The organism is Alphaproteobacteria bacterium, from assembly GCA_040216735.1.
Lineage (GTDB): Bacteria > Pseudomonadota > Alphaproteobacteria > SHVP01 > SHVP01 > CALJDF01.
On sequence record JAVJOO010000003.1, the window covers coordinates 139,048 to 163,464 of the forward strand.

Sequence of the window (24,417 nt, forward strand, 5' to 3'; positions counted from 1 at the left end):
GCCCGCGGGCCGGATGATCCCGATGTCGCCCGCGACACGGCGGAACCGCCCGATCTAAACTCCCCCTCCACTTCACGGAGGGGGACGACATGAGCCGATTTGGCATGGGGCCGATCCTAGCGGCAACCGTCACGGTTACCGATTTGCCGGCCGCGGTGGCGCGCTACACCAAAACCGTCGGTTACGAAACCGCAGGGACGGGTCGGGTAGCCGGTGCCCAAGCAGCGGCCTGGGGCGCGCCCGCAATGGCGGATCGGCCCTACCATTTGCTGCGTCCGGCGAGCGGCGAACCGGGGTGGATCAGATTGGTCCAGGGTACCCGGCCTCCCGCCTTCAGGCCGCTCGCCCATTTTGGTTGGGCCGCCATTGAAATCCTGTTGCGCGACACCGATGCCATGCATGAACGCATGAAGGGAAGCGACTTCACGATTATCGGCGAACCGCACCCGCTCACGTCGTCACCCGAGATCAAGGCGATGCAGGTCGTGGGCCCCGACGGCGAAGCGCTTTACCTCACCAACGTGCCCAAGGGCGCAAGCCCACTACACGAACTGCCACAGCCCCAGAGCGATATCGACCGCATTTTCATCATGGTGCTGGGTGTGCCTGACTTCGCGGCGACCCATGCCGACTTTGCGGCGCGCTTCGGGGTGGCCAAGACCAGCGAACGGACCCGCGGCATCAACTTCGTCGGTGCCGGCTACGGTTTGGAGGATCTCGGCAAACCGCTGCCGATGTCGACCGTGCAACTCGATGGCCGCTGCGTGATCCAGGTCGACGGTATGCAACCCACGGCGACGCCGCGGCCCTGCACCAACGGCGAATTGCCGCCCGGCATTGCGATTGTTTCGATCGCCCGGGCGGCGGACCCGGCGCTCGCAGCCGACGCATTGGGCCCGACGTATACGGGCGACGCAGCATGGCCTTACCTCGGTGCGGGTGCGCTCACCGTGCGCGGTGCCGGTGGCGAACTTTACGAAATGGTCGATACGACCGGTTGAAACGGCATCAGGCTGCTTCGAGTCCGTCGCGCCCGTGGGGCGCGCCGAAATCGACGATCGGCCCCTTGGGCACGATACCTGTCGGATTGCGTTCCGCGCTCATCGAGTAGTAGCCGGCTTTATAGATGCCGGTGTCGACGGTCTCGGCAACGCCCGGGATCTGGTAAAGTTCGCGCACATAGCCAGAAAGGTTCGGATAGTCGCGAATCATCCGCTTGTTGCACCGAAAGGCCCCGTAGTAGGCCACATCGAACCTGACCAGTGTGGGCAACACCCGAATGTCGGCTTCGGTGAGCGTGGCTCCGGCGATATAGCGGTTCGCCGCTAGGTGCATATCCAGCGCATCCAGGATTTCGAAGACATCGTCGTAGGCCTGCTCATAGGCGCTTTGGGTGCGCGCAAAACCGGCGCGGTAAACGCCGTTGTTCAGGTTCGCATAGGTGCGCGCGTTCCAGTCGTCGATGACCGGACGCAGGTTGTGCGGATAATAGTCGTGCGATGTATCGGCCCAGGCGTCGAAGGCGCTGTTCAGCATCCGGATGATCTCCGAGGATTCGTTGCTGACGATCACGCCGCGTTCAGTGTCGAACAGAACCGGGACGGTCACCCGCCCAGTATAGTCGGGATGGGACAGCGTGTAGATCTCGTGCAGGTGGGCCTTGCCGAACAGATCGTCGGCGTATCCCTCCGCCGGCGCGAAGGTCCAGCCTTGCGATCCGCGGCCCGGACGGACAACCGACATCGACACCACGTCCTCCAGCTTTTTCAGCTTGCGCATGATCATGGTGCGATGTGCCCACGGGCAGTTGATCGCGACATACAAGTGGTACCGGCCCGCCGCTGCCGCAAAGCCGCCGTCGCCGCTCGGTCCGGGCGCGCCGTCGGCCGTCACCCAGTTGCGCAACACCGAATCCGGACGCTGGAAACTCCCGTCGCTACCCGTCGGTTGCCGGTCCTCGTCCGTCCATTGTCCGGCGATCAATTTGCCCATCGGTTCCTCCGCGTTGAGCGGCGACCTTAGCAAGGATTCGAGCGCTTCGAGTTGGCCTAGGTTCGCGCCGCCGCGTCGGGGACACAATTCGGTCTTTGCGTCGGGGACACAAAACGTGACGCCAATCTGCGGCGCCCTTAGGCTAAACTAGGCGGCGTTCATTTAAGAGAGGGCCGTCCCGTCGGTGGACCGTGCGAACCCCGGGGCGTGTTATAGAAAACCAAGGAAACTGCGGGAGTTCGCTTTGTTTCGGCAAAAAGCATTCAGATACAGCGGCGCGGAAGGCATCGGCGCGCCGCACCCAGCCCAAGCCAAGAACCTTAGGCAAACTGCGGGCGTTGGCTTTGTTTCGGCGGGTCTTGCGGCATGAGCGCGGCCGACCGCGTCCTCATTGTCGGGGCTGGGCCGATTGGCCTGATCTGCGCCTATCGCCTTTCGCTGATGGATATCCCGGTGACGATTGTCGACAAGGCGGCAGAAATTCCGACCGATCTACGCGCCTCAACCTGGCATCCCGCGACCCTGGACATGCTCGAAGAACTCGGCGTCACCGATGTCATTTTGAAAAAGGGCGCGGTGTGTCCGTCCTGGCAATACCGTTTCCAGGACACCGGCGAGCGGGCCGTCTTCGATCTGTCGGTCCTGGCGGGCGAGACCGGCCATCCCTACCGCGTCCAGTGCGAGCAATTCCACGTCGTGCGTCACCTTGCCGAGGTCGTGGCGAGCCGGGACAACGTCGATCTTCGCTGGGGCGTCGAAGCGGTCGGGGTCGCCCAGGACGACAACGGTGTGACGCTGACCGTCGTTGGCAACGGCGAGGAAGAAACCCTCAAGGGCCGGTTTTTGATCGGTGCCGACGGCGGCCGGTCCAACGTGCGCGACCAACTCGGGCTCGGCTTCGACGGCAAGACCTATCCGATCTTCACAATGGTCGCGATCACCGACTTTCCCTTCGAAAAGCACTACGAGGGGTTGTCGAACGTCAGTTATGTGTGGACCGAGACCGGCAACTTTTCACTGCTGCGGGTGCCGGACCGCTGGCGTTCGGGCATCACACCGCGACCGGACCAAACGCCGGAAGACGCGCTTTCCGACGAAAACATCAACGCGCACTTTCAACGGATCGTGCCGCGCGACCAGCGCTACGAAATTCTCGCCCGTGGCAGCTACCGCACCCACATGCGGGTAACCGAACGGTTTAACGTCGGTCGGGTGTTTCTCGCCGGCGACGCGGCCCACCTCAACACGCCCAACGGTGGTTTGGGTCTCAACTGCGGTGTCCACGACGCGATGAACCTTTCGGAAAAGATCCACGCCGTGTGGCATGGCCGAGCCGACATGGCGGTCTTCGACCGCTATACCCGTCAGCGCAAACTGATTGCGACCGATTATGTGCACACGATGTCGGACGCTAATCACCATCGGATGCGCGAACGCGACCCGCAAAAACGCCGCGCGATCATGCAGGACATGCAACGCGTCACCGCCGACGACGCCTTGATGAAAGACTGGCTAATGAACTCGTCGATGATCAACGCCGTCCGCTTCGCCGAGACGATCGACTAGAACAGCGCAGGCATCGCCTGCCTGGACCCAAATGTCCGGATCTTACCGTCGCGCTTGCCAATCTCGTCTAGACCCATAGGATGGCCCCTCGTTCTGGGAGGATAATGAAAGGGATACCCTGATGCGTCATATCGCAAAAACCTGTCTGGCTGCCGTTGTGGCTGGCACCGTCGCCCTCGGCGCCGTTTCCGTCGCCGCCGCCAGCGAAATTAAAGTCGGCTCGTTCGTCTCGGAACAGGGCTTTGGCAGCCGTTTCGTGATTGCCCCGTGGATTGAGCGTGCATCCAAAGCGCTTCAGGAAATCGGATCGGATACGACGATCAAAGCCTATTGGGGCGGGACGCTCGGCAAGAGTCCGTTCCAGCAGTATGACCTCGTCAAGGTCGGTGTCGCCGACATCGCATGGGTCTTGCCGGCCAACACGCCGGGTCAATTCCCGGAGATGGAAATTGTCGAACTGCCGTTCTTCTTCCGCTCGGCCGAGGAGGCGTCGGTTGTCGGTTGGAAGCTCTACGAAATGGGCCTGTTCTCGGGGTTCGAGGACACCCACTTGGTTGGTTTCTTCTCCGGCGAGCCCGCGTCGATTTTCTCGCGTGATCCGGTCAAGACGCTCGCCGATTTGAAGAACAAGAAAATCCGTAGCGTCGGGCAAACCCAGGCCACCTGGCTGAAATCTCTCGGCGCCGTCCCCGAAGCCGCCGGTTCGACGGAGATGAATGAAAAGCTCAACCGCGGCACACTCACTGGTGCGATCCAAGGTTGGTCGGGCATGAAGACCTTCAAGACCTTCCCGCTAGTGTCCTACACCGTCGACGTACCGGTCGGTACCCTGGGCTTCCTGCTCCTGATGAACAAGAAGACGTGGGAGAACCTCAGCGACGCTGAAAAGAAAGCGCTCCAGGACAACGGCGGTCTCCACATCGCGCGCGATTCCGGCGCGGCCTACGCAAAAGCCGGTGTCGATATCCGCAAGGAAATCGCCGCAGAAGGAAAGCACACGATGGTGACCTTCACGGACGCCGAAATGGCGGCCTACGAAGCGGATGCGAGGAAGATCTGGGAGGAATGGGCCGATCAGACCCCGGGCAACCGCAAGGCGTTCGATGCAGCTCAGAAACTGCTCAAGGAAATGCGGGCTGGGTCGTAGGCAAGGCCCTTTAGGGGTTCACCTATGAGCGAAACGCTTCAGAACCTACAGAGGTGGATAGATAGGCTTTGCCGTCTTCTTGCCTCTGTAGGTTTCGTCGCCTTGGTCGTGATCTCGTTCCTGACCATGTTCGACGCCATCATGCGCTGGCTAATTTTGCCCAGTATTCCAGGGTTTGGCGATTGGGGGCGCATTGCGTTCCCAATCATCATTTGCTCCGTTTTTCCAGCGGTGCTCCTGTATCGTCGCAACGTGAGTATCGGCTTTCTCGGTGCGGCGCTTGGGCCTCAGTGGAACAGGCTGTTAGAACTATTCGGTGCCGTTCTCACGCTAATCTTCTTCTTTTTCCTCGCCTGGCAGTTCACCGTACTCGGGGTCGATCTCCAGGTTCACAATCGGGTCACCCCGACGGAGAAGATACCGGTCGCATTCTGGTGGTGGATCGCAACCGCACTGCTGGTTCTTTGTCTGCCGGTGCAAAGCTGGATGATTTACAAGAACGTGCTTGGTGCAGCCCGCCGACAGGATATCGATCCGCCTCATGGCGGTCACTAAGCCCTTCAAACAAAAGATAGCTCCACCATGTCAACACTCCTGATCGGTGTTCTCGGCCTCGTCATGCTGTTCGTGCTTATCGGGTTGCACGTGCCGATTGGCGTTTCAATGGGGCTCACGGGCTTTGTCACCATCGGCTACTTGATTGGGTTCGGCCCGGCCGTCGGCCTCTTTGGCGCCGAGGGACGCGAGGTGGTGTCCAGTGAAGGACTCGCCGTTGTCGCAATCTTCATCTTGATGGGGGCGTTCGCGAATCTCAGCGGCCTTGCGCAAGATTTGTATCGATTAGCATACGCCTTCCTCGGCCATATGCGGGGTGGCCTCGCCCTAGCGACGGTGGGCGCCTGTGGCGGATTCGGTTCGGTCAGCGGCTCGTCGGTCGCGACCACGGCTACGATGACGCGGATCGCGTTGCCAGAAATGACGGAGCGCGGCTACTCGATTACGTTGTCGACCGGCAGCATCGCGGCGGGCGGAACGCTGGGCATGCTGATCCCGCCGTCGATCGTCATGATCATTTACGGGATTCTGACCGAGCAGTTCATCATCGCGTTGTTCGCCGCCGCCCTGATCCCCGGCGTTCTGTCGATCCTGATCTACTTTGTCGCGATCCGCATCATTGTGATGATCAACCCGGCTGCCGGCCCTGCGGGGCCGAAGGTACCGTGGTCCGAACGCCTGCAAGTCCTAAAAGGGGCCTGGGGCGTCGTCACCCTCGCAGCGATCGTGTCGGGGGGCCTCTATACCGGGATCTTCACGCCCGCCGAATCTGCGGCGGTCGGCGTTTCGGTCGCCTTCGTGTTTGCGGTGATGCGCGGCAAGGTCAATTGGCAGTCGTTCTTCGAAACCCTGCTCGAGGCGGCGGCGACAACCGGCATGATCTATGTGATCATTATCGGCGCGCACATCTTCTCGTTCTTCATGACTCTTTCGGGGCTACCCGAATTCATCGTGGGGACGATTGAAGAGTCCGGCCTGTCGAAATACATGATCCTTCTATTGCTATTTGTGATGTTCATCATCCTAGGTAGCATCTTCGACACCATCGCCGCGATGGTCATTACACTCCCCTTCGTCTTTCCGCTCATCATCAGCCTCGGTTTCGACCCAATCTGGTGGGGGGTCATCATGGTCATCGTGATGGAAATCGGCATGATTACGCCGCCGATCGGGATGAATGTGTTCATCATGCACGGCATGGCCAAGCACATCCCGCTCCGAACGATCTTCAAGGGGATTACGCCGTTCGTGGCGGCCGATCTCGTGCGCTTGGCGCTCGTCACGGCTTTTCCAGCTCTGGCGCTGTGGTTGCCGACGGTGTGGGGCTATTTATAGGACGGTGGAGGACCGGTAACGATGGTCGGGTTTGCCGAGAAGACATTTCGCACGCGCGACGGATTGAACCTCTACTACCGCGACTACGACGGCCCTGCCGGTAAAACGCCGGTCCTATGCCTGTCTGGAACCGGCGGCAACTCTAAGGTTTATGACGACCTTGCGCCCCACATCGCCCAGACCCGCCGGGTCCTAACGATGGATTGGCGCGGCCACGGGCGCTCCGATCGCGACCCGGACTGGCAGCACTACCATTACAACGTCGACCGCGACGACGTGATTGAGTTTCTCGGATCGCTCGGCCTTCCTAAGATCGTTACCGTCGGCACGTCGCTCGGTGGGATCGTCACGATGCATATCGCCGGGCATCGCCCCGAATTGCTGGCCGGGGCGGTGATGAACGACGTTGGGCCGGTTATTGGAGAAGCCGGCCGCAAGCGGCTCCACGACAACATGGGTAAGCCCATGACCTTCGACTCGTTCGAAGAGGCGGCCAAAGCGCAAAAGGAAAGGGCCGAAAAGGGCTTCGCCTTTACCGACGCGGAATGGCTCCTGCGCGTCCACCGCATCTACGCCCAAGATTCCGATGGCAAAGTTAAGGCGAATATGGACCCGATGTACGGCCGGGTCTTTCGCGAACGCAAAAGGTTGCCCGACTACTGGCATTTCTTCGACAACATGAAGCCGATTCCGGTGCTTGCCATCCGGGGCGATGTCTCTGACATCCTCGATCAGGAGACACTTGAAGAAATGGCTCGGCGCAAACCCGACCTCAAGACGGCGATCGTGCCGGGGCGGGGCCATTGCCCCATGCTCACCGAAGCACAGGCCCTAGCCGCCATCGATCCGTTCCTGGCCGCAATCGCCTAACCGGATCTTCGGTCGCGGCGCATGACCTTTAGCCACGTCGGCGGCCTCGACCACGTCGTGATCATGGTGGACGACCTCGACCGAGCTACAGCCGATTGGGCTGCGCTCGGTTTTACCGTCTCTCCGCGCGGTATCCATAGCGCCCATGTCGGCGCTGCCAACCATACGGTGGTGTTCGAGAACGACTATATCGAACTCCTCGGTATCCTCCGCGACACGCCGTCGAACGCGCCAAGCCGCGCGTTCCTCGACCGTCGCGGCGACGGGATCGAGCGCATTGCGTTGGCCACCGACGATGCCGGGGCCGCCGCCGACGAACTCCGTGCCGCAGGCATCGAGGCGAGCGGGCCCTTCGCGTTCGGTCGTCCCGTGCCGATCCCTGGCGGCGGTGAAGTCGACGCCAACTTCCGGATCGCGCGCTGGCCCGTCGCTGCCGCGCCGGGCGGCGTCCGCCTGTTTGTCTGCGAGCACCAGACTCCCGACGCTGTATGGCGCCCGGAACTCAAGGACCATCCCAACACGGCGGTGCAACTCCGGCAGGTCGTCATCGCCACGCCGTCGCCCCGTGTCGACGCAGATCAGATGGCCGAGTTGATCGGGGGCACGGTCGAGGGTGTGGGCACCCCCGACACCTACCGTGTCCCCACCGGGGCTCACCTGGCCGCACTTGTATTCTGCCCGCGTGCCGCGATAGCCGCTCGGTTTCCCGGCGCTGACGCAGATAGTCTTCCCGAGAGAGGGGCCGCAGCGGTAGTGATTGGGGTGCGCGATCCGGTTGCTGCGGCCCGCGTACTGGGCGTGCCTGCCACACTCGATTGGACGACGGTCCGAGTCCCGTTCGTTCGAGCCAGCGGGACCTTGATCGCCCTGGAGGCGCTTTAGCGCCAGCGGCGACCGGTTCCTTATAGCCAGCGTCGGATTGTTTTGTACCGAAGGCTGGACCTAGCGATCGCGTCGGGATCGATACCGCGTTAGGGCCAGAACAGAATCAAGTTGATGCAGTAGTGCGCCGCCACGGCGGGCAACACGCTCCCGGTCCGCCGGGTCAGCCACATCAACAACAGACCGGCAAGAAAAGCGCCGGCAATCGTACCGGCACCGTTTGACCAATGGATTGCCGCGAAGAGCGTTGCCGACACGACGTAAAGCCCGAGCGGCGCAAGGCGCGTCGCAAAGGTGTCAATGAACAACCGTCGAAAGACGATCTCCTCGGCGATGGCGGTTAGGGTCAATCCGATTGCGAGGTCGAACACGAGAAGCCACGATTGCGCGATCGGGTAGAAGGTTTGGAGCGCGGTCGCCTCGTCCCAACCGAGCCAATCTAGCGACGCGATTCCGGCGACGCATGCGGCGGTGACCAAGGCGATGCCGGCAGCCGTGAACCACCCGTTTGCCGGCCAGCGCGAACCGCTGGCGACGGCACGGCGCAAGGTCGGCACCAAGATGACGGCCGCGACGGCGATAGCCTTGCTGACGTAGTCGACCGCCAACCATTGAGGCGCGCTCCCCGCCAGCATGAAGCCGATGTCGTTGAGAAAAAACGGCGCGATCAGGGCGACGAACAAGCCAAGGGGAACGGCAGGCCGCATTGGACCTCGGTGCGTGGGAAGGAGGACGGCGCGATCGATGCCGGGGTAGGATCGGCAAACCGGTTGCCACAGTAAAGCGGTCTCGCCACAATTGCCGGTTCCATGACCGACGATCCCGTTTCAAACGGCCCCGGTGCCGCAGGCATTACCCGAGGCGCCCGGCGCGTACTCTACGACTTAGGGTACGACTCCCTGACCGAGTTCCAATTCCGCACCGGGCGCCGGGCTGATATCGTTGCGCTCAATCGGGGCGGCGAGATCGTTGTGGTCGAGGTCAAGTCGTCGGTCGCGGACTTCCGCGCGGATTTGAAATGGTCGGAATATCTGGACTGGTGCGATGCGTTGTTCTTCGCCGTGGCGGGCAGTTTTCCAGCGGAGATACTGCCGCCCGACCAAGGATTGATAGTGTGCGATGCCTATGGCGGCGAGGTCTTGCGCGACGCGCCGCGCGCCAAACTGCCGGCGGCCCGTCGCAAAATGCTGACACTGCGGTTTGGGTTGGTCGCGGCCCGCCGCCTCCAGGGGGTCGTAGATGAGGCGGTTGGGCGCCGCGCACCGGTAACAATCGCTTAACTATCCGCGTTCCATGCTGTACGGGCGTTGAACAACCGGGTTGTAATCTGCAAGTGTTGGGCATGATCAAACGACTAAGTTTGCTTGCTGTGCTGCTTCTCGGCGCCGGCGGTGCCCTCGCGCAAGCCACCTCGACCTTCGACGATGGCCGGGTGGCCGCTGAGGCTGGGCAGTACGACCGCGCCCGTGACATCTGGGCACGCCTTGCCGCCAGCGGCGACGCGGACTCGCAAAATGCCTTGGGCTTCATCTACCAAAAAGGCCTGGGTGTGCTGCGGGATTATCGGCGGGCCTTCGATTTTTACACCGCTGCCGCCGAGCAAGGGCACGCCAACGCCGCCAACAATATTGGTATCATGTACACCCAGGGCCAGGGCGCGCCCCGCGACTACGTTCGCGCCTACAGTTGGTACAGTCTGGCTGCCATCCAGGGAGAAGATGCCGCCATCGCCAACCGGGGGTTGATTGGCCGCGCCATGAGTTACCAGGACCTCCAGGCCGCCAACAAACTGTCGATCGAGGCAATTGCCCGGATTGCCAAACGCCTGACCCCAGAACAGATCGCTCTTGCCCGGTCTCGGGCCGAGAAGTTCCTCTCCACCCGGCAGGGTGCTGACGCCCAAAACGCAACGATCTCGACCGTACCGCGCACCCGGTTGGAGGGCGCGCCACGCGGTTTGGTTGCAGTACCCACAGGGAACGGCTCCACGCTTGTCGCGGACGAACCCGAGCCCGAATCCGAAGATACCTCGGCCGGACCTCAACTCCCCTCGCTCACACCAATCGGCAGATAGCCCGTCTGTCGCTTTTGTGTTCGCACTGACGGTATCTCCCACCCCAGTTCGTGAACTAATCTAGGAACGGACGGTCGAGCATCGACGATGCGTCGGTTCGCGGTACACAAGGGATAGCGGCTTTGATCCGAATGCTAAGAGCGATTTCGCTTGTTTCTCTAACGGTCGGTTTGCTTGTCGCCGGCGCAGCCGAGGCACAGACAAAACTGATGCTTGAGCCGGTTTTTGGCGGCACCCGATTCGATCGGCCTCTGGCGCTCAAACAGGTGCCCGGCGAAACTGGGCGTTACGTCGTCATCGAGCAGGACGGTCGGGTGCTGTTGCTTGAAGGGCTGGAGGACACGGCGGCAGACGTCGTTCTCGATATCCGCTCGCGGGTCGACGATGGTCCCAACGAAGCCGGTCTTCTCGGCTTGGCGTTCCACCCAAAATTCGCCGATAACGGACGCGTATTCTTGTCCTACACCCGGCGTGGCGACAGCCGTCTCGAATCGGTGGTCGCTGCGTTCACCATGAATACCGAAACGTCGGCGATCGATTCGAACAGCGAACAATTGATTCTGTCGGTGCCCCAGCCCTTTGGGAACCATAACGGGGGGGACATCGCGTTTGGCCCCGACGGCTACCTTTATATTGGGTTCGGCGACGGCGGTGCGGGCGGAGATCCGCTCGACCACGGGCAGAACCTGACGACGCTGCTCGGCGCAATCTTGCGGATCGATGTCGATGGCGGGTCGCCGTACGGGATTCCCCGCGACAATCCCTTCCGCCAGCGCCGCGATGCCCGGGCGGAGATTTATGCCTACGGTCTGCGCAACCCGTGGCGCTTCAGTTTCGACCGGGAAACTGGGGCGTTGTGGGCCGCCGATGTCGGTCAAAACAAAGTCGAAGAAGTGAACGTGATTGTGGCCGGGGGCAATTATGGTTGGAATATCCGGGAAGGCGCGAATGCCTTTCGCGACCGAGGCCGCAGCGCCATCGGACTGATCGATCCAGTTGCCCAATACGGTCGCGACCTCGGTTGCTCCGTGACTGGCGGCTATGTGTACCGCGGGCAAGAGATGCCCGATCTACGCGGGACCTACCTATTCGCAGACTATTGCTCGGGCCGGTTTTGGGGGGTGCGGACCAGCGCCGACGGCCAACGTGTCGTCCAGGAGGTTTTACGTGCCGACATCCAGCCGGCTTCGTTTGGCGAAGGTAGCGACGGGACACTATTCGTGATGGACCTCGACGGCACGATCTACAAGATCGGCACGGCGCCATAGCTCAGGACGTCGCGGCGCCCTCCTTTTCGGTGCAGACCAAGTTGCGCACCATCACGTCGATGCCGTCGATCTGCACTTTCTCAACAACGATGCGGCATCCCTTTGGCACCGGGTCTGCGGATCCGCCATGGGCGAGGGCGCTGCCGGTCGGCGCAAAATTCGCCAAGAAACCGGCGAGCATAGCCAACACCACCCGGCTCATAGGTAGCTGCCCGCAAGAGTAAAGACCGTACCGCCCATCCCGAGTTTAAAACGCGCGATCCCGGCCGCGCTGGTGGTGTCCAGGCCGCCGAGATCGAGCCAATCGACTCCCGTCTTGCGTAGCCTCAACGCCCCGCGCCACAACAGCGCATTGTGCGCATGGACATCCCGGCCCTGCGCGGTGGTCCAACCCGCGTAGTAGGTGGCACTTGCGCCGTGGCGAAGGAACAGAACCCCGGCGATGGGCTCGCGGGCCTTCCGGGCGGTCAGCACCAAAGCGTCCCGGCGGTCGCCCGTTCGTTCGATGAGCGTCCGGATGAATTGGGCGTTCGGGCCGCCGAACCGACGCCGGCGCCGGTTCTCGTCATGGCGGTCGAGCAGCACATCAAGGTCTTGCCCCCCGCCGGTTTCGCCGATGGAAAGTTTTTCGTGTTCGGCGCGGCGCAGCTGGTTGCGCCACGACCCTGACAGTTTGGCCTCGAGCGCCGATTCTGTGAGCCGCAGGTCGATCCACGCGGAGTGGTAGCCGGTCATCACCCGGCGCAAACGCAATCGCCGCATCGCGGCGTGCGTCGCCGTGCCTGCCATAAGTTCGGGGAGCCAGTAGACAAAGTGCAGGCGGCCGTCGGTAAATCGCTTCCGCAGATGGATCAGGACGGGATGCTGGGCTTCCAAGGTCGGGGCGTCCCCGATCCATAACGGGCCACGAAGAATCTGCGTCACCGTGGCAACCCCCACAAAGCGCTTGGTGAAGGCCTGGACGATCCCCACCGGGGCGCCGTCCTGCACGACAATCCCGCGATCCACCGTGAACCCGCTGGCGGCGGAGGCCTCGCCATAGCCCCAGCATTGCTCGACGGCGGATTGACCGCAGCGCGCCAAGGCGCTGCGCCAATCCAATTCCGATGCGTCGTTCCAAACAATTTCAGTCATCGCCGGCGATCTGCTGGGTTCGGTCGTGTAGATATACTACGGTTGGATCGATGGCAGTGCTGCGCAAAACCCAAACTATCGATGGCCATACGTTGCCGGGCCGACGCTTGACCGGGTGGGCGCTCTATTACTTTCTGCTCTACGTCGGGGTGCCGGTTATTGGTGGTGCGTTGGTGCTGGATACGCTGCTGTTTCTGCTGTTCAAATACTATCTAGGCACTTGCTTCGGTGTTTTTTGTTTGTTCGAGTGAGGGGCAATGAGGAACGCACACAGCCGCGTCGCAATTGTAACCGGCGCCGACGACCCGGTGGGCGCGGCCTGCGTCGCGCGCCTAGCTGCGGAGGGTGTTCACGTCGTAGCTGCAGCCTCGCAGACGGTTGTCGCCGCCGCGGTAACCCACACGCACGACGGAACCTCGCCTGAGTCTTGGCAATCGTTGATTGCGGCAGCCGAACGGTTCGGCGGCCCCACGATCCTCGTCAACGCAGAGATGTGTTTCCAGGCAAAACCGTTTGCACAGACCTCTCTCGAGGATTTGCGGGCGCTCAGCCGCGCCAATGTCGTCCCGGCATGGCTCGGGATGAAAGAAGTCATACCCGCCCTTCGCCGTCACGGCGGCGGCTATGTTGTGAATGTGGTCTCCTCGCTGGGGCGAATTGCCCATCCCGACGCTGCAGTCTTTTCGGCGCTTGCCGGCGGTGTGCGGATCGCGACCAAGTCGGCGGCGCTTGAGGGGGCCACGCGTGAACCACGTGTCATCGTCAACGCGGTACTTGTCGGCAATGTGCCGGCGCGCGACGAGGCCGGATCGTCGGTGTCGATGGCGGACTTCAGAATTGGCCCGGCGATCGACCCCGCCGACGTCGCGGCGGCGGTGGCACAGCTTGCCGGTGACGACTCCGATTACGTGACCGGCATGGAAATTTACGTTGACGGCGGTTACGCCGCGGGAGCGGCGCGTTGATGGGCAAACTGGCGGGAAAGGTTGCGATCGTGACCGGTGGCACCGGCGCGCTCGGTCGTGCGTTCTCGCGTGCCTTGGCGAGCGAGGGCGCAAGGGTCGTCGTGACCGGCCGTAATCGCGAGCGCGGCGAAGAAACCGTTGCGCAGGTGCGCGCGGCAGGTGGCGAGGCGCTGTTTGAAACACACGATGTCACGCGCGCAGACGACTGGGCTCGGGTGATCCAACGCAGCGTCGATACGTTCGGGCGGCTCGACATCGTGATGAACAACGCTGGCGATGCGGTTCTTAAGCCGATCGAAGACCTGACCCTACAGGACCTCGACTACTTGATGCAGTTGAACCTTGAGGGCCCGTTCCTGGGGATGCAAGCGGCGATCCCGCGTATGACCGACGGCGGCGCCATTATCAACATCACGGTGCTGACCGCTATGGTCGGCAACGCCAACAGCACGGCCTACAGTGCGGCCAAGGGCAGTCTCGCCCATTTGACCCGTGCCGTGGCGCGCGACTGTGCCCAAGCCGGCAACGGTGTTCGGGTCAACGCGATTGTGCCGGGCGTTCTATTCGAAGGTGGTGTTGTATCGCCCGGCGCGACTCGCGTCCACGGCGGACCCGACGGTGCCCGCCGGTTTCAGGAAGCGATCGCGGCAAAAACTCCGCTTGGACGGATCGGCGAACCGGAAGATGCCGCCGCCGCCGCGGTATACCTTGCCTCGGACGCAGCCCGCCACGTTACCGGTATGGAGTTCATTGTCGATGGTGGACGCATGGCTGGCGGTAACTAACCGCTGGCGCGCTGTACCATGGTGTGCCCATCCCCTAAGGTGCGCCGCCCTAACGACCGGAACCGATGACCCAGCCCACCGCCACGCAAGTCCAGCAACTCGCCAGCTCGCGCCTCTTTATCGTCGGGCTCGTCGCGACCACGTCTGTTGGGCCGATGGCCATGCAACTGTTCGTTCCGTCGCTGCCGTTCATGGCGCGCGACCTCGCCGCACCGATCGATGTCGCGCAACTGGCTCTCAGTCTTTCGATGGCGGCCATCGCCCTGTCGAACCTGGCTTACGGTCCGCTGTCGGATCGCTACGGGCGCCGCTCGGTTCTGCTGGTCGGTTTGCTGCTCTTCTTGATTGGAACCGTCGTCGCGGCGCTGGCCAACAGCGTCGAGGTCCTGATCGTGGGCCGGATCATCCAGGCCGGCGGCAGCGCTTCGGGCATGGTCATTAGCCGCGCCATGGTTCGCGATGTCTACGGTGCCGAAAAGGCGGCGTCCATGATCGCCTATTTGACGGTTGCGATGCTGGCGGCACCCTACGTCGCGCTCATTGTCGGCGGTGCGCTGACCGACAATGTCGGTTGGCGGGCGTCTCTGTGGTTTGCCTTTATCGTTGGCGGGATCGTGACGATTATCGCTTTTCGAATCTTGCGCGAAACCCATTTCGAAGACCGCGTCCCGATCGCACCGTTCAATTTGGCTCGCAACTACACCCAATTGTTCAGATCGGTGGAATTTACCGGCTACGTTCTCCACACGGCGTTCGCGGCGGGCACTTTCTTCGCGTTCATGGCGGCCGGCCCCTACCTCATGGTCGATGTCTTGCACCGCTCAGCGTTGCAATTCAGCCTGTGGTTTGCGTTGCTGACCGTTACGTTCATGGGCGCGAACTTGGCGGCGGGACGTATTTCGGCGCGCATTGGGATCGACCGCATGGTGCTCATGGGAAGTTTACTTTCCCTTGCTGGCGGGGTTCTTTTCGTCGTGGCCTTGGCGCTCTACGGACTTACGCCGCTCACTCTGTTTCTCCCCAACGCGCTTGTCGGAATCGGTCAAGGTATTTCGATGCCGAACGCCCAGGCCGGGGCGATCAATTTGAACCCGAAACTGGCGGGGACATCGTCCGGCCTCTTGGCCTTTGCAACCATGGGCATGGGAGCGGTGTTTTCCCAAGTGGTCGGCGAGTTCGCCGATGGGAGCGCCGGGCCGTTGGCCTGGACGATCATGATCGGCGTGTTGCTCGCCACAATTTCCGGGCTTGTCCCTGTGCGCTGGCGCGCTGCCCAGGCCGCAACGTCGGCCGACTAGGGCGCCGCAGTCCCGTCGATTCCCCGCAATTTCGGGGAATCGACACAAATGCCCGAGGGCAATACAGTGGGTGGAAACCACTAAGAATTGCAGAACAAACCAACTCCTCGCCAATAAGCATGCCAGATCGGAACCCAAAGAAGCGTGAGCCTGTGGCGGAAGCGGGATTCCGACGCGAGGACTTCACCGAAGAACGCATCGCGGAAATCCAGCGTTCCATGGATCTCCCGGTAGGGTTCGAGATACTCGATCGCAGGACCCGCGAGGCAAGCCGCGCTGCGGTTCTGGCCGATGTCCAAACCGGTCAAGATATTTGGGTCTTCGGTTACGGCTCGTTAATGTGGAATCCGGCGTTCCATTTCGCCGAACGCGTGCCGGGATCGATTCACGGGTGGCACCGGAGTTTCTGCCTGTCGATGCCGGTTGGCCGGGGCAGCGTCGATCGGCCCGGACTAATGCTGGCACTCGACCGCGGCGGTTCGTGCCGCGGGTTTGCGTTTCGGATCGAGCCCGCCTGGGTGCAGAGCGAAACGCAGATATTGTGGCGACGGGAAATGATCTCAGGCGGATACGAACCGCGGTGGGTTCGGGTCAAGTGCGGCGGAGAGTCTTTGCGTGCGCTCACATTTACCGCGAATCGCAAACACACGCGCTACGTCGGACGCTTGCCGGAGGGCGATTCCGTACGGGCGCTCGCGACGGGCCAGGGCACCTTGGGGAGTGCGCGCGATTATCTCCACAACACAGTTGTTCATCTCGACGAGCTCGGCGTCGTCGACGGCCCTCTGCACCGGTTGCTCGATCTCGTAGATTCCTTCAAGCACGACGCCTAACGGCCCACGCTTAAGTCGGACGTGTTACGATAGAGGTTGCGGCCTCAACTGGGGGAACAGTTCGAAGATGAGAGAAATGGCCGATGTCGTCGTCGTCGGGGGCGGCATTCTTGGCGTCTCGGTGGCCTATGCCGTCAGCCGGTTGGGACAACGCGTCGTTCTTTTGGAAGAGCGTACCCTCGCGTCGGGAACCACGGGTGCGAGTTTCGCCTGGCTCAATGCGACCGCCAAGGCCGACGATCAGGCCTACCACCGGCTTAACCGGCGTGGCATCGGACGCCACCTCGATCTGGCCGCGATGTGGGGGGAAGAGACGGTCGGTCTAGCGGGTACCGGATCGATCCATTGGAGTCACCCTGGAGCGCCCGACGGTGGGCCGGTGGCGGTGATGGCGCGCGCCGAGTACCTGGAGAACTGGGGATATCCCATCGTAGCGCTGGACCGTAGTACTCTCCAGGCGCTCGAGCCCTACATCGATTTTCCGACCGGTAGTCAAGGCTTTCTCGCGCCGCTCGACCGCTGGATCGATGCGCCGCGTCTGGTCCGCCGCCTTGCCGACGAGACACGCGAGGAGGGGGGAGATGTCCGCGAAGGCAGCGCCGTCACCGGATTTATTTTCGATGGCGAAAGCGTCGTCGGCGTGGAGGTCGGTGCGGCCCGTGTCGTTGCTCCGATCGTCGTCTTGACGGCCGGGACCGGCCTGCCGGCCCTTGCGGCGCGGGCGCGCCGCAGCTTGGCACAGCCGTTGCCAGTACGGCTATCCCCTGGTCTCCTTGTCGATACGCCACCCCTGGAGCGGGCGTGGCTACGGCACGTCGTCTATTTTCCCGATGGTGCGGGTTTTCATGCGCGACCGACGTTCGACGGTGGAGTCTGCGTCGGCGCTGACGACATCGACGAACAGCATGGCGGCGCGAACGGCACGACGATGCTCAGCGGAACCACAGCCCTCCTGCACCGGGCCTCCGAGTACCTGCCTGGGTTTCCGGCCCTCGAATTTGCGTCGAGGGCACATGCCCGCATTGGCGTGCGGCCGATGCCCGAAGACGGTCTCCCTATTGTCGGCGCCCTCGCGGCGACCCCGGGGGTGTACGTAGTAGCGACCCATTCGGGCATCACGCTGGGGCCGCACCTGGGCGACCTCGTCGCGCGGGAATTGGTTTTGGGTGAACGTCAAGCCGACCTAGAGCCCTATCGCCCTCAACGCTTTGGCCAATAGCCGATTGGGTCTGCTATCGTCTGACCTTGCGGCATATTTCGAAACGAGAACGGGAGGCAATCCCATGACAGCGGCGCCGGCACTGATCAACGAACCGGTTCTATTGCGCGATACCTGGGACGACGGCATCGTTTGCCTCACGCTAAACCGTCCCAACGCCGCCAACAGCCTCAGTCACGCGCTGGTCGACGCGCTGCACACTGCCTTCCTCGATCTCGCCAACGACGACGCGGTCCGCGTCATCGTTCTGGCCGGCGCCGGCAAGCATTTCTGCGCGGGTCACGACCTCACCGAATCGATTGCCGCAGCCAAGGATCCGGCCTCGAAACGCGAAGCGAACATCGCCGCGAGCGAAATGGTCATGGCGATCAACCGGTGTCCGAAACCGGTCATTGCGCGCATCCAGGGCGTGGCCACGGCGGCGGGTTGCCAGCTTGCGGCCAGTTGCGACCTAGTATTCGCCTCGACCGCGGCCAAGTTCGCGACACCAGGCGTCAACATTGGGCTGTGGTGCCTCGCCCCGCAGGTTGCAGTGAGCCGGGCGATCGCCCCCAAGCATGCGATGCAAATGCTGCTCACCGGCAAGATGATCGACGCCGACACCGCGGTCCGCTTTGGCCTGGTCAACGAAGCGGTCGCGCCGGAGGCGCTCGATGAGCGCATCCTCGAAATCGCCCGCGAAATAGCGTCGAAATCGAGCGGTGCCGTGGCCATGGGCAAGGAGAGCTTCTACAGACAGCTTGCGATGGATGTTCCCGAGGCCTACGCCATGGTCGACGAACTGATCTACCGCGCGATCCAAACGGAGGATGCGCAGGAAGGCATCTCGGCCTTCCTTGAAAAACGCCAACCGGTATGGAAGGGAAGGAACGCATGAGCGCGACGAGGGATGCAGTGACGTCGGCGTTCCGTCGGCCGGCAAAATCGGGATTCATCGACAACACCCGGGGTTTTCGCCAGCACTATTTGGATTGGCCGGGGACCGAACCGCCTGTCATCCTCCTGCACCCTAAGCGGAGCAACGCCCGTCACTGGGATCACATGGTCGATGCGATGACGCGCCCCAACCGGGTGCTTGCACTCGATGCACGCGGTCATGGCCTCAGCGACTATCCCAAGGATGGTTACCGCGTCCCCGAACTTGGTGCCGATGTCGTTGCATTCCTCGATGCGCTTGGCGTTATGCGCGCCTATTTCGTGGGCGGCGCGACAGGCGGCAACCTATGCATTTGGCTTGCGGCCAATCATCCCGCCCGCGTCGCCGGTATTGCTGTGGTCGATCCCGGCATGTCCGTACCCAAACACATCGCCGCCGAGGTGATTCGGCAGACTAAGGAAGAGCACAACTTTCCCGACTTCGAAACCGCTAAGGCCTCGATGCACTTTCAGGAGTTGTGGCGGCCCGAGGTGCGCGATCACTACGCCGCACACAGCTTCCGCGAGCGCGACGACGGTCGCTGGGAGTGGCGTTATGCCGCCGAACCGGCCCGCCAAATCGCCCATTCGCTGGACGCCGATCCCGTGTGGGACATGGCACCGATGGTCGCGTGCCCGACCGTATTGGTGCGCGGCGCGACCTCGGCGGTCTTCACTGAAGCCCACATGGAGCGCCTAGTCGGCCTGATCCCCCAGGCCCGGGTGGTCCACCTCAAGAACGCCGAGCACACGCCCGCGCAGGAGAACCCCGAGGGCATGGCGGCCGAGGTGGATGCTCTGATCGCCGCCACCTAACGGTTCACACGCCGACGATCGTCCAGAAATACCCGTCCGGGGCCACGAACGAGAAAGCCGGGCTACCGAACTCGTCGCTGAGAATCGGGGTCACCGCATTTCCGCCGCCGGCTGCGACACGGTCCCGGAGCGCGGGCAGGTCGCGCGCCCGCCAGGTATAGAGGCTCGGCCCGAGAGAGCCCGGCCGCGACACTTCGCGCAGGTCGGTAATCGATTTGGCGTCATCGAAGCGAAACAGCTTCAGGCGACCGGACCGCCCGTCGATGGGGTTGGCAGCGGGGCCGATGTCGTCGATGTCGGTAACCCGCTGGGGCTCGCCCGGCTCGAGATCCACGACCGAGCGGCTGACCAGCGCCTTTTCGTGCGTCACGGTAGCCTCTGGCCCGCACGTCAGACCCAAGGTCTCGCTGTAGAAACGGCGTTTGGCGCCGCTGTCATCCTGCATGATCAAACCGGCGTGGATATTTTGGCTTGCCTTCAACAGCGAATCGGGATTGGTGCGGCCGTAGTTCGGCCGGGTAAACCCGAACCGTTGCAAGAACACATGCCGCGCGTCCGGCGTGATGAAGGCACCTTCGCGCAGACCCGGCACCGGTCCGCCGAACGGTTCGAAGCCGTCTTGTCCGAGATAGTGGCTCGGCGAAAAGACCGGTTCCATGATCCAAATCGGCGCACCGCTCCGCCACAACAGTTCACAGTGATTGAGGATGCCGTAGGCGTCGTCGGTCAAAGTCGTTACCCACCGCGCGCCCAGCGTGCGAAACGGCGCCATGCCAAGCCCTTCGCCGCCAGGTCTTTCCCAGTGCATCAAGCGGATCAGACCGTGGTCCGCGTCAAGGTGCTGGAGCCGAACCGAGCGCAGGGCCGAGGCCACGCCGTAGAGTTTCTTGGCTGCCACGGCGTCGAGCCGGCCCACCGCGCCCGCACGAAAGCCGAAGGCCGCCCAATAGCGCAACGCCGCGACGGGATCGCGGATGCCGTGGCCGACCTCGAACAAACCGCCGGTGATCATCGCTCCATCCCGTTGTTGGGCCCGGTGGCTCGACCTTAGCCCATCCGATGGGCGCTAGGCGCCGAAGATCGACGAGGCCCGAATGCCGTCGACCATGAACTGGACGGCCAACGCCGCAAGCGCGACGCCGAACACCCGGGTGACGACGTTCAGGCCGGTCAAGCCGAGAACCCGGCGTAAGCCACTGGCCGCCAACAGCATCAAGAGGGTCAGCAGCATCACACCGACGATCGCACCGACGACGACTGCGATCTCTTTCCACTCCTGCCCGGCGCGACCGATCAGGAGAATCACGGCGCCCATGGCGCCCGGCCCGGCGATCAACGGGGTTGCCAGGGGAAAAACTGAAATATCGGCCTTTGCGGCGGCCTCGTTGCTCTCATCGACGGTCGTGGCGGTAAACCCGGAATGCCGCGCGAAGACCATGTCGATCGCCAGAATGAGCAGCAGAATGCCGCCGGCGATTTGCAAGGCTGGAAGGGTAATGCCCATGATTGCTAGCGCGGCATTGCCGAACGCGGCGAGCACCAGCAAGATTACCGTCGCCACGACGGTTCCCTTGATTGCCATCCGCCGCCGCGCTGCCGCCGTCGCGTTCGGGGTTAGCGCGGGCAGGAGCAAGGCAACCTCGACCGGTCCGACAGCGGCAAAAACGGTAGTGAAAGCGACGAAGGCGATCTCAATCATAGCGCTCTGTCCCGCGCGGCGCGCGCCTGCCAGAATACGCCCCGCGGGACATAAAGTGTAATCGGCGCCAACCGCCGTTCTGCGGCGGCGCGATGCAACAACGTGAAAGAGGGAAAACCAATGACCGACGTACTCGGCTACCGCGCCAAGATTGGCCTAATGCTGCCCTTCACTAACACGATCGTGCAACCCGAGTGCGAGGCGATCACCCCTGCCGGTGTGACCAACCACACCGCGCGCATTCCCAACCGACCGCGGCCCACCGACAGCGACGAGGCCTACCGTAAGGCAATGGAGGCTGGCGCCGTCGGTACCGAGGAGGTGATCGACCGGCTTACCCCGGCGGCGACCGATCTCATCCTACTGGGTCACTCGATCGATTCATTCCAGGGCGGGCTCGATGGCGCGACCGCCTTGCAGGAGCGTCTGACCCGACACGCCGCCATTTGTCCGGTTCTGGTCCCCTCCCTGGCGCTAAAGGCTGCGGTGGAGAAACTGGTTGCCCCCGGGTGCCGCGTCTCGGTGCTCACCCCCTATCTCAAGCCAGGCGGCGACCAAGCCTGTGGGTTCATGGAAAGCGCCGGTTTCAAGGTGATCCGGCGCAAGGACTTCCGCTGCCAAACGGCGCTCGACATCGCGGCTGTGACCGAAGACGAGAGTCGCGCGGCGATCCACGAGCTCGACGGCGCCGATGTCGATGCCATCGTCCAATGCGGCACCAATTTGCCGTTCCAACGGGTAGCGGCGGAGGCCGAGTTCTTCCTCGGCAAACCTGTCCTCTCGATCAACACCGCGAGCTACTGGGCCGCGCTCCGGCACCTCGGAATCGACGACAAGATCCGCGGCTTCGGCACGCTGCTAGAACGGTTCTGACATGACGATGCGGCGCGGCTACGCCGATACCCGTTACGGCCAAGTACATTACCGGGAAGCGGGAGAGGGGCCCCCGCTATTGTTGCTGCACGCAACGCCGCGCTCGGCCCGGGTCTACGCCAAGCTGATCCCGCTGCTTGCCAACGGCTACCGTGTCATCGCACCCGACACCCTAGGCTTCGGGAATTCCGATCCGTTGCCTCAGGCGGTCACCATGGACATGTTGGCTGACAGCATGGCCGACTTGATCGAGACTCTCGGATTGGGCAAAGCGGCTGTATTTGGATTGCATACCGGCAACAAGGTGGGCGCGGCCCTGGCCGCGAATTGGCCCGACTTGGTCTCGCACTTCATCTGTTGCGGCATGACCCATAGCATTGTGGTCGAGCGGGAGAAACGCGACGGGGCGATCAAGGAAATCGTCGAAAAGTACTTCGCCGCCGAATCCGACGCGCCGGATGGATCGCCTCTGCTGCGGGGGTGGGCGCGGACCTACCGGGCGCTTGCCGAAACCTGGTGGGGCCCCCGCGTCGTCGATGCGAATCCTCTGACGACCGCGCACTTCGAGGAAACCCAGGACGAGGCGCTTGACCGCATCCAAGCCCGCGCCGCGTTCGATGCCGTTTACCGCGCCAATTTCGGCTTCGACCTCGCCGCCGCTATGGCCCGGTTGACCGTACCGACGCTCGTCGTCGAACTCGCAACCCCAGGCGAGGATCATCTCGGTCGCCAGGCCGCCGCCGTGGTCGCCCTCGTCCCGACCGCCCAGGCCGTAACTTTCGAGAATACCGACCGAGACATCCTCGAACGCGAGCCTGAAAAACTCGCCGCCGCGATTCTGGGCTTCCTCCGCAAATAGGCGAGGCGCAGCCCTTCGGTTGGCAGTGAGAACGGGTCCGGGTACGCACCCCTCCGGGCCGCGAAGGGGTCCGACCTAGTCCCGCCATTCGGTCGAATCAACCAGCTGCGAACGTGTCGACGCTGCACCCGCGCTGCGGTAGGTTCCGTCCGGGCCCGTAGTTCAATTGGTTAGAACCCGCCGCTCATAACGGCGTAGTTGCAGGTTCGAGTCCTGCCGGGCCCACCAGTCCTGAACAAAAGAGGGCAACTCTCCTGACTGGAAGGTTTCGCCCTTACTTGAGGCTAACCCGACCAATAGGCGCTCGGGTGCGGGTCTTGTCAGCGCCCGCCACGGATATTCTCTTCGGTCACGCGATCGCGTCTTGCCTCCTGCCGGTCTGGTCGCGATTCTGATGAAACGCAAATCTCCGAGGGAGAATTCATCATGAGAGCGTTCGTTCTTGCGGTCGCTATAGCTGCAGGTCTTCTGATGCACGGCGGCGGCGCACTCGCCCATCACGGTTGGTCGTGGACGACCGGCGGAAACATCGACCTCACCGGCGTCATCAAATCGGTCCGCTTGGGAAACCCGCACGGTCGTCTGGAAGTCGACGTGGAGGGCGAGGTCTGGGTGATTGAAGTCGGACAGCCCTGGCGCAACGAGCGCGCCGGCCTCAAAGACGGCGATCTGGCGGACGGTGTCGAGATTCGGATCATCGGCGAGCCGTCGGCCGATACCGGCGAAAGGCGCCTGAAAGCCGAACGGCTCTATCTCGGCGGTCGAGAATACGAGCTTTACCCGCAACGCGACTGACCTTTGGAGCAGACCCTAGCCGCCCTCGAAGCGGTCGTCCTGGTCGAAACGCTTCGAACCTCCCGGTGGCTCTACGCCGCCTTCAGCGCGGCACATATTGCAGCCATCGGCCTGCTGTTCGGCGCAACGGTCCCGTTGGCGTTGCGGTTTCTCGGCCTCTGGTCGGGAATCCCGCGCGAGGCGGTCGTGCGTGTGCTCGTGCCCATGGCGACCCTCGGCTTTGTCCTCGCCATCTTGAGCGGGCTGCTCCTGTTCTCGGTGCGTGCCCGTGAATACGCCGATGTAGGGGTTTTCCAAGTCAAGCTTCTGTTGATCGCTGCCGGTGTACTCTCCGCGGTGGCTGCACATACAAACCACGGGCTGTGGTTGCGCGCGGCAAGCCGCCGGAGCCTTAGTGTCCATGCGTTGGTTTCGCTGGTTTGCTGGTCCGGTGCGTTGATCTGCGGACGGCTGATCGCGTTCGCAGACACCTAAGTGAAGCTTGCGGCTGGCATGCGTTGGGCCTTGATCGCACCAATTCCCTGCAAGACAGGAATT

General features: G+C 62.8%; 28 protein-coding genes and 1 tRNA gene. 23 read left to right on the forward strand and 6 right to left on the reverse strand.

Features of this window, described 5'->3' with window-relative positions:
• Positions 1–89: 89 nt before the first annotated feature.
• On the forward strand, positions 90–1,001 hold the full coding sequence (locus tag RID42_08755; protein MEQ8247761.1) for a hypothetical protein: 912 nt from the start codon (positions 90–92) through the stop codon (positions 999–1,001).
• 7 nt (positions 1,002–1,008) lie between these two features.
• On the opposite strand, the gene RID42_08760 is transcribed toward RID42_08755, so the two are convergent.
• Positions 1,009–1,992 (reverse strand): glutathione S-transferase family protein, encoded by a 984-nt coding sequence (locus RID42_08760; protein ID MEQ8247762.1) that lies wholly within the window; start codon positions 1,990–1,992, stop codon positions 1,009–1,011.
• 366 nt (positions 1,993–2,358) lie between these two features.
• Between RID42_08760 and RID42_08765 the strand changes: the two genes are divergently transcribed.
• The 6 genes from RID42_08765 to RID42_08790 all read left to right on the forward strand — a co-directional run bounded on the left by RID42_08765 (position 2,359) and on the right by RID42_08790 (position 8,347).
• Entirely contained in the window at positions 2,359–3,558 is a 1,200-nt protein-coding gene (locus RID42_08765) for an NAD(P)/FAD-dependent oxidoreductase (GenBank protein MEQ8247763.1), read from the forward strand.
• A 121-nt stretch (positions 3,559–3,679) separates the two neighbouring features.
• Positions 3,680–4,705 (forward strand): TRAP transporter substrate-binding protein, encoded by a 1,026-nt coding sequence (locus RID42_08770; GenBank protein MEQ8247764.1) that lies wholly within the window; start codon positions 3,680–3,682, stop codon positions 4,703–4,705.
• A 24-nt stretch (positions 4,706–4,729) separates the two neighbouring features.
• Positions 4,730–5,260: a TRAP transporter small permease subunit gene (locus RID42_08775; GenBank protein ID MEQ8247765.1), complete on the forward strand. Its 531-nt coding sequence runs from the start codon at positions 4,730–4,732 to the stop codon at positions 5,258–5,260.
• A 27-nt stretch (positions 5,261–5,287) separates the two neighbouring features.
• Complete coding sequence (locus tag RID42_08780; GenBank protein ID MEQ8247766.1) at positions 5,288–6,595, forward strand: TRAP transporter large permease; 1,308 nt, start codon at positions 5,288–5,290, stop codon at positions 6,593–6,595.
• Between the two features lie 21 nt (positions 6,596–6,616).
• Positions 6,617–7,465, forward strand: coding sequence for an alpha/beta hydrolase (locus RID42_08785; protein MEQ8247767.1), 849 nt, complete (start codon positions 6,617–6,619; stop codon positions 7,463–7,465).
• A 21-nt stretch (positions 7,466–7,486) separates the two neighbouring features.
• A complete protein-coding gene (locus RID42_08790; GenBank protein ID MEQ8247768.1) occupies positions 7,487–8,347 on the forward strand; it encodes a VOC family protein in 861 nt (286 codons plus the stop codon).
• A gap of 89 nt (positions 8,348–8,436) precedes the next feature.
• Here the strand turns inward: RID42_08790 and RID42_08795 are convergent, their stop codons facing one another.
• Entirely contained in the window at positions 8,437–9,054 is a 618-nt protein-coding gene (locus tag RID42_08795) for a type II CAAX endopeptidase family protein (protein MEQ8247769.1), read from the reverse strand.
• A 102-nt stretch (positions 9,055–9,156) separates the two neighbouring features.
• On the opposite strand from RID42_08795, the gene RID42_08800 reads away from it, so the two are divergent.
• The 3 genes from RID42_08800 to RID42_08810 all read left to right on the forward strand — a co-directional run bounded on the left by RID42_08800 (position 9,157) and on the right by RID42_08810 (position 11,689).
• Positions 9,157–9,627 (forward strand): MmcB family DNA repair protein, encoded by a 471-nt coding sequence (locus tag RID42_08800; protein ID MEQ8247770.1) that lies wholly within the window; start codon positions 9,157–9,159, stop codon positions 9,625–9,627.
• Between the two features lie 62 nt (positions 9,628–9,689).
• Positions 9,690–10,421 carry a tetratricopeptide repeat protein gene (locus RID42_08805; GenBank protein MEQ8247771.1) on the forward strand — a complete coding sequence of 244 codons (732 nt, stop codon included), beginning with the start codon at positions 9,690–9,692 and terminating at the stop codon, positions 10,419–10,421.
• 131 nt (positions 10,422–10,552) lie between these two features.
• Positions 10,553–11,689, forward strand: a complete 1,137-nt coding sequence (locus tag RID42_08810; protein ID MEQ8247772.1) for a PQQ-dependent sugar dehydrogenase — start codon at positions 10,553–10,555, stop codon at positions 11,687–11,689.
• 1 nt (position 11,690) lies between these two features.
• On the opposite strand, the gene RID42_08815 is transcribed toward RID42_08810, so the two are convergent.
• Positions 11,691–11,870, reverse strand: a complete 180-nt coding sequence (locus tag RID42_08815) for a hypothetical protein (GenBank protein ID MEQ8247773.1) — start codon at positions 11,868–11,870, stop codon at positions 11,691–11,693.
• A gap of 17 nt (positions 11,871–11,887) precedes the next feature.
• Complete coding sequence (locus RID42_08820) at positions 11,888–12,823, reverse strand: GNAT family N-acetyltransferase (protein ID MEQ8247774.1); 936 nt, start codon at positions 12,821–12,823, stop codon at positions 11,888–11,890.
• A 50-nt stretch (positions 12,824–12,873) separates the two neighbouring features.
• Here RID42_08820 and RID42_08825 point away from each other — a divergent pair, with 50 nt between their 5' ends.
• From RID42_08825 to RID42_08860, 8 genes are all read left to right on the forward strand, one after another.
• Positions 12,874–13,074: a hypothetical protein gene (locus tag RID42_08825; protein ID MEQ8247775.1), complete on the forward strand. Its 201-nt coding sequence runs from the start codon at positions 12,874–12,876 to the stop codon at positions 13,072–13,074.
• A 6-nt stretch (positions 13,075–13,080) separates the two neighbouring features.
• On the forward strand, positions 13,081–13,788 hold the full coding sequence (locus tag RID42_08830) for an SDR family oxidoreductase (GenBank protein MEQ8247776.1): 708 nt from the start codon (positions 13,081–13,083) through the stop codon (positions 13,786–13,788).
• The gene (locus tag RID42_08835) at positions 13,788–14,573 is read left to right on the forward strand and encodes an SDR family oxidoreductase (protein ID MEQ8247777.1); all 786 of its coding nucleotides are present in this window, start codon (positions 13,788–13,790) and stop codon (positions 14,571–14,573) included. Before RID42_08830 ends, RID42_08835 begins: the two co-directional genes overlap by 1 nt.
• Positions 14,574–14,638: 65 nt before the next feature.
• Complete coding sequence (locus RID42_08840; protein ID MEQ8247778.1) at positions 14,639–15,871, forward strand: multidrug effflux MFS transporter; 1,233 nt, start codon at positions 14,639–14,641, stop codon at positions 15,869–15,871.
• Between the two features lie 152 nt (positions 15,872–16,023).
• Positions 16,024–16,704 carry a gamma-glutamylcyclotransferase gene (locus RID42_08845; protein MEQ8247779.1) on the forward strand — a complete coding sequence of 227 codons (681 nt, stop codon included), beginning with the start codon at positions 16,024–16,026 and terminating at the stop codon, positions 16,702–16,704.
• Positions 16,705–16,780: 76 nt separating this feature from the next.
• Positions 16,781–17,923 carry an FAD-binding oxidoreductase gene (locus tag RID42_08850; protein ID MEQ8247780.1) on the forward strand — a complete coding sequence of 381 codons (1,143 nt, stop codon included), beginning with the start codon at positions 16,781–16,783 and terminating at the stop codon, positions 17,921–17,923.
• Positions 17,924–17,987: 64 nt separating this feature from the next.
• The gene (locus RID42_08855) at positions 17,988–18,800 is read left to right on the forward strand and encodes an enoyl-CoA hydratase (GenBank protein MEQ8247781.1); all 813 of its coding nucleotides are present in this window, start codon (positions 17,988–17,990) and stop codon (positions 18,798–18,800) included.
• Positions 18,797–19,654 (forward strand): alpha/beta hydrolase, encoded by an 858-nt coding sequence (locus RID42_08860; GenBank protein MEQ8247782.1) that lies wholly within the window; start codon positions 18,797–18,799, stop codon positions 19,652–19,654. The genes RID42_08855 and RID42_08860 overlap by 4 nt, the downstream gene beginning before the upstream one ends.
• 4 nt (positions 19,655–19,658) lie before the next feature.
• Here RID42_08860 and RID42_08865 read toward each other — a convergent pair whose 3' ends face one another.
• The gene (locus RID42_08865; GenBank protein ID MEQ8247783.1) at positions 19,659–20,666 is read right to left on the reverse strand and encodes a VOC family protein; all 1,008 of its coding nucleotides are present in this window, start codon (positions 20,664–20,666) and stop codon (positions 19,659–19,661) included.
• Positions 20,667–20,720: 54 nt separating this feature from the next.
• Positions 20,721–21,353, reverse strand: coding sequence for a MarC family protein (locus tag RID42_08870; protein ID MEQ8247784.1), 633 nt, complete (start codon positions 21,351–21,353; stop codon positions 20,721–20,723).
• Positions 21,354–21,473: 120 nt separating this feature from the next.
• Between RID42_08870 and RID42_08875 the strand changes: the two genes are divergently transcribed.
• The 5 genes from RID42_08875 (at position 21,474) to RID42_08895 (ending at position 24,354) form a co-directional block, all read left to right on the forward strand.
• Entirely contained in the window at positions 21,474–22,226 is a 753-nt protein-coding gene (locus tag RID42_08875; protein MEQ8247785.1) for an Asp/Glu racemase, read from the forward strand.
• Position 22,227: 1 nt separating this feature from the next.
• Positions 22,228–23,085 (forward strand): alpha/beta hydrolase, encoded by an 858-nt coding sequence (locus tag RID42_08880; protein ID MEQ8247786.1) that lies wholly within the window; start codon positions 22,228–22,230, stop codon positions 23,083–23,085.
• A 151-nt stretch (positions 23,086–23,236) separates the two neighbouring features.
• A tRNA-Ile gene (locus tag RID42_08885) sits at positions 23,237–23,313 on the forward strand.
• A gap of 198 nt (positions 23,314–23,511) precedes the next feature.
• Positions 23,512–23,880, forward strand: a complete 369-nt coding sequence (locus RID42_08890; protein ID MEQ8247787.1) for a DUF6152 family protein — start codon at positions 23,512–23,514, stop codon at positions 23,878–23,880.
• Positions 23,881–23,883: 3 nt separating this feature from the next.
• On the forward strand, positions 23,884–24,354 hold the full coding sequence (locus RID42_08895; GenBank protein ID MEQ8247788.1) for a DUF2214 domain-containing protein: 471 nt from the start codon (positions 23,884–23,886) through the stop codon (positions 24,352–24,354).
• Positions 24,355–24,417 lie beyond the last annotated feature (63 nt).

Excerpts from the sequence above, each read along its gene's own strand:
- RID42_08755 (MEQ8247761.1), top strand. The coding sequence starts at position 90 with ATGAGCCGATTTGGCATGGGGCCGATCCTAGCGGCAACCGTCACGGTT.
- RID42_08760 (MEQ8247762.1), bottom strand. The coding sequence starts at position 1,992 with ATGGGCAAATTGATCGCCGGACAATGGACGGACGAGGACCGGCAACCG.
- RID42_08765 (MEQ8247763.1), top strand. The coding sequence starts at position 2,359 with ATGAGCGCGGCCGACCGCGTCCTCATTGTCGGGGCTGGGCCGATTGGC.
- RID42_08770 (MEQ8247764.1), top strand. The coding sequence starts at position 3,680 with ATGCGTCATATCGCAAAAACCTGTCTGGCTGCCGTTGTGGCTGGCACC.
- RID42_08775 (MEQ8247765.1), top strand. The coding sequence starts at position 4,730 with ATGAGCGAAACGCTTCAGAACCTACAGAGGTGGATAGATAGGCTTTGC.
- RID42_08780 (MEQ8247766.1), top strand. The coding sequence starts at position 5,288 with ATGTCAACACTCCTGATCGGTGTTCTCGGCCTCGTCATGCTGTTCGTG.
- RID42_08785 (MEQ8247767.1), top strand. The coding sequence starts at position 6,617 with ATGGTCGGGTTTGCCGAGAAGACATTTCGCACGCGCGACGGATTGAAC.
- RID42_08790 (MEQ8247768.1), top strand. The coding sequence starts at position 7,487 with ATGACCTTTAGCCACGTCGGCGGCCTCGACCACGTCGTGATCATGGTG.
- RID42_08795 (MEQ8247769.1), bottom strand. The coding sequence starts at position 9,054 with ATGCGGCCTGCCGTTCCCCTTGGCTTGTTCGTCGCCCTGATCGCGCCG.
- RID42_08800 (MEQ8247770.1), top strand. The coding sequence starts at position 9,157 with ATGACCGACGATCCCGTTTCAAACGGCCCCGGTGCCGCAGGCATTACC.
- RID42_08805 (MEQ8247771.1), top strand. The coding sequence starts at position 9,690 with ATGATCAAACGACTAAGTTTGCTTGCTGTGCTGCTTCTCGGCGCCGGC.
- RID42_08810 (MEQ8247772.1), top strand. The coding sequence starts at position 10,553 with ATGCTAAGAGCGATTTCGCTTGTTTCTCTAACGGTCGGTTTGCTTGTC.
- RID42_08815 (MEQ8247773.1), bottom strand. The coding sequence starts at position 11,870 with ATGCTCGCCGGTTTCTTGGCGAATTTTGCGCCGACCGGCAGCGCCCTC.
- RID42_08820 (MEQ8247774.1), bottom strand. The coding sequence starts at position 12,823 with ATGACTGAAATTGTTTGGAACGACGCATCGGAATTGGATTGGCGCAGC.
- RID42_08825 (MEQ8247775.1), top strand. The coding sequence starts at position 12,874 with ATGGCAGTGCTGCGCAAAACCCAAACTATCGATGGCCATACGTTGCCG.
- RID42_08830 (MEQ8247776.1), top strand. The coding sequence starts at position 13,081 with ATGAGGAACGCACACAGCCGCGTCGCAATTGTAACCGGCGCCGACGAC.
- RID42_08835 (MEQ8247777.1), top strand. The coding sequence starts at position 13,788 with ATGGGCAAACTGGCGGGAAAGGTTGCGATCGTGACCGGTGGCACCGGC.
- RID42_08840 (MEQ8247778.1), top strand. The coding sequence starts at position 14,639 with ATGACCCAGCCCACCGCCACGCAAGTCCAGCAACTCGCCAGCTCGCGC.
- RID42_08850 (MEQ8247780.1), top strand. The coding sequence starts at position 16,781 with ATGGCCGATGTCGTCGTCGTCGGGGGCGGCATTCTTGGCGTCTCGGTG.
- RID42_08855 (MEQ8247781.1), top strand. The coding sequence starts at position 17,988 with ATGACAGCGGCGCCGGCACTGATCAACGAACCGGTTCTATTGCGCGAT.
- RID42_08860 (MEQ8247782.1), top strand. The coding sequence starts at position 18,797 with ATGAGCGCGACGAGGGATGCAGTGACGTCGGCGTTCCGTCGGCCGGCA.
- RID42_08865 (MEQ8247783.1), bottom strand. The coding sequence starts at position 20,666 with ATGATCACCGGCGGTTTGTTCGAGGTCGGCCACGGCATCCGCGATCCC.
- RID42_08870 (MEQ8247784.1), bottom strand. The coding sequence starts at position 21,353 with ATGATTGAGATCGCCTTCGTCGCTTTCACTACCGTTTTTGCCGCTGTC.
- RID42_08875 (MEQ8247785.1), top strand. The coding sequence starts at position 21,474 with ATGACCGACGTACTCGGCTACCGCGCCAAGATTGGCCTAATGCTGCCC.
- RID42_08880 (MEQ8247786.1), top strand. The coding sequence starts at position 22,228 with ATGACGATGCGGCGCGGCTACGCCGATACCCGTTACGGCCAAGTACAT.
- RID42_08890 (MEQ8247787.1), top strand. The coding sequence starts at position 23,512 with ATGAGAGCGTTCGTTCTTGCGGTCGCTATAGCTGCAGGTCTTCTGATG.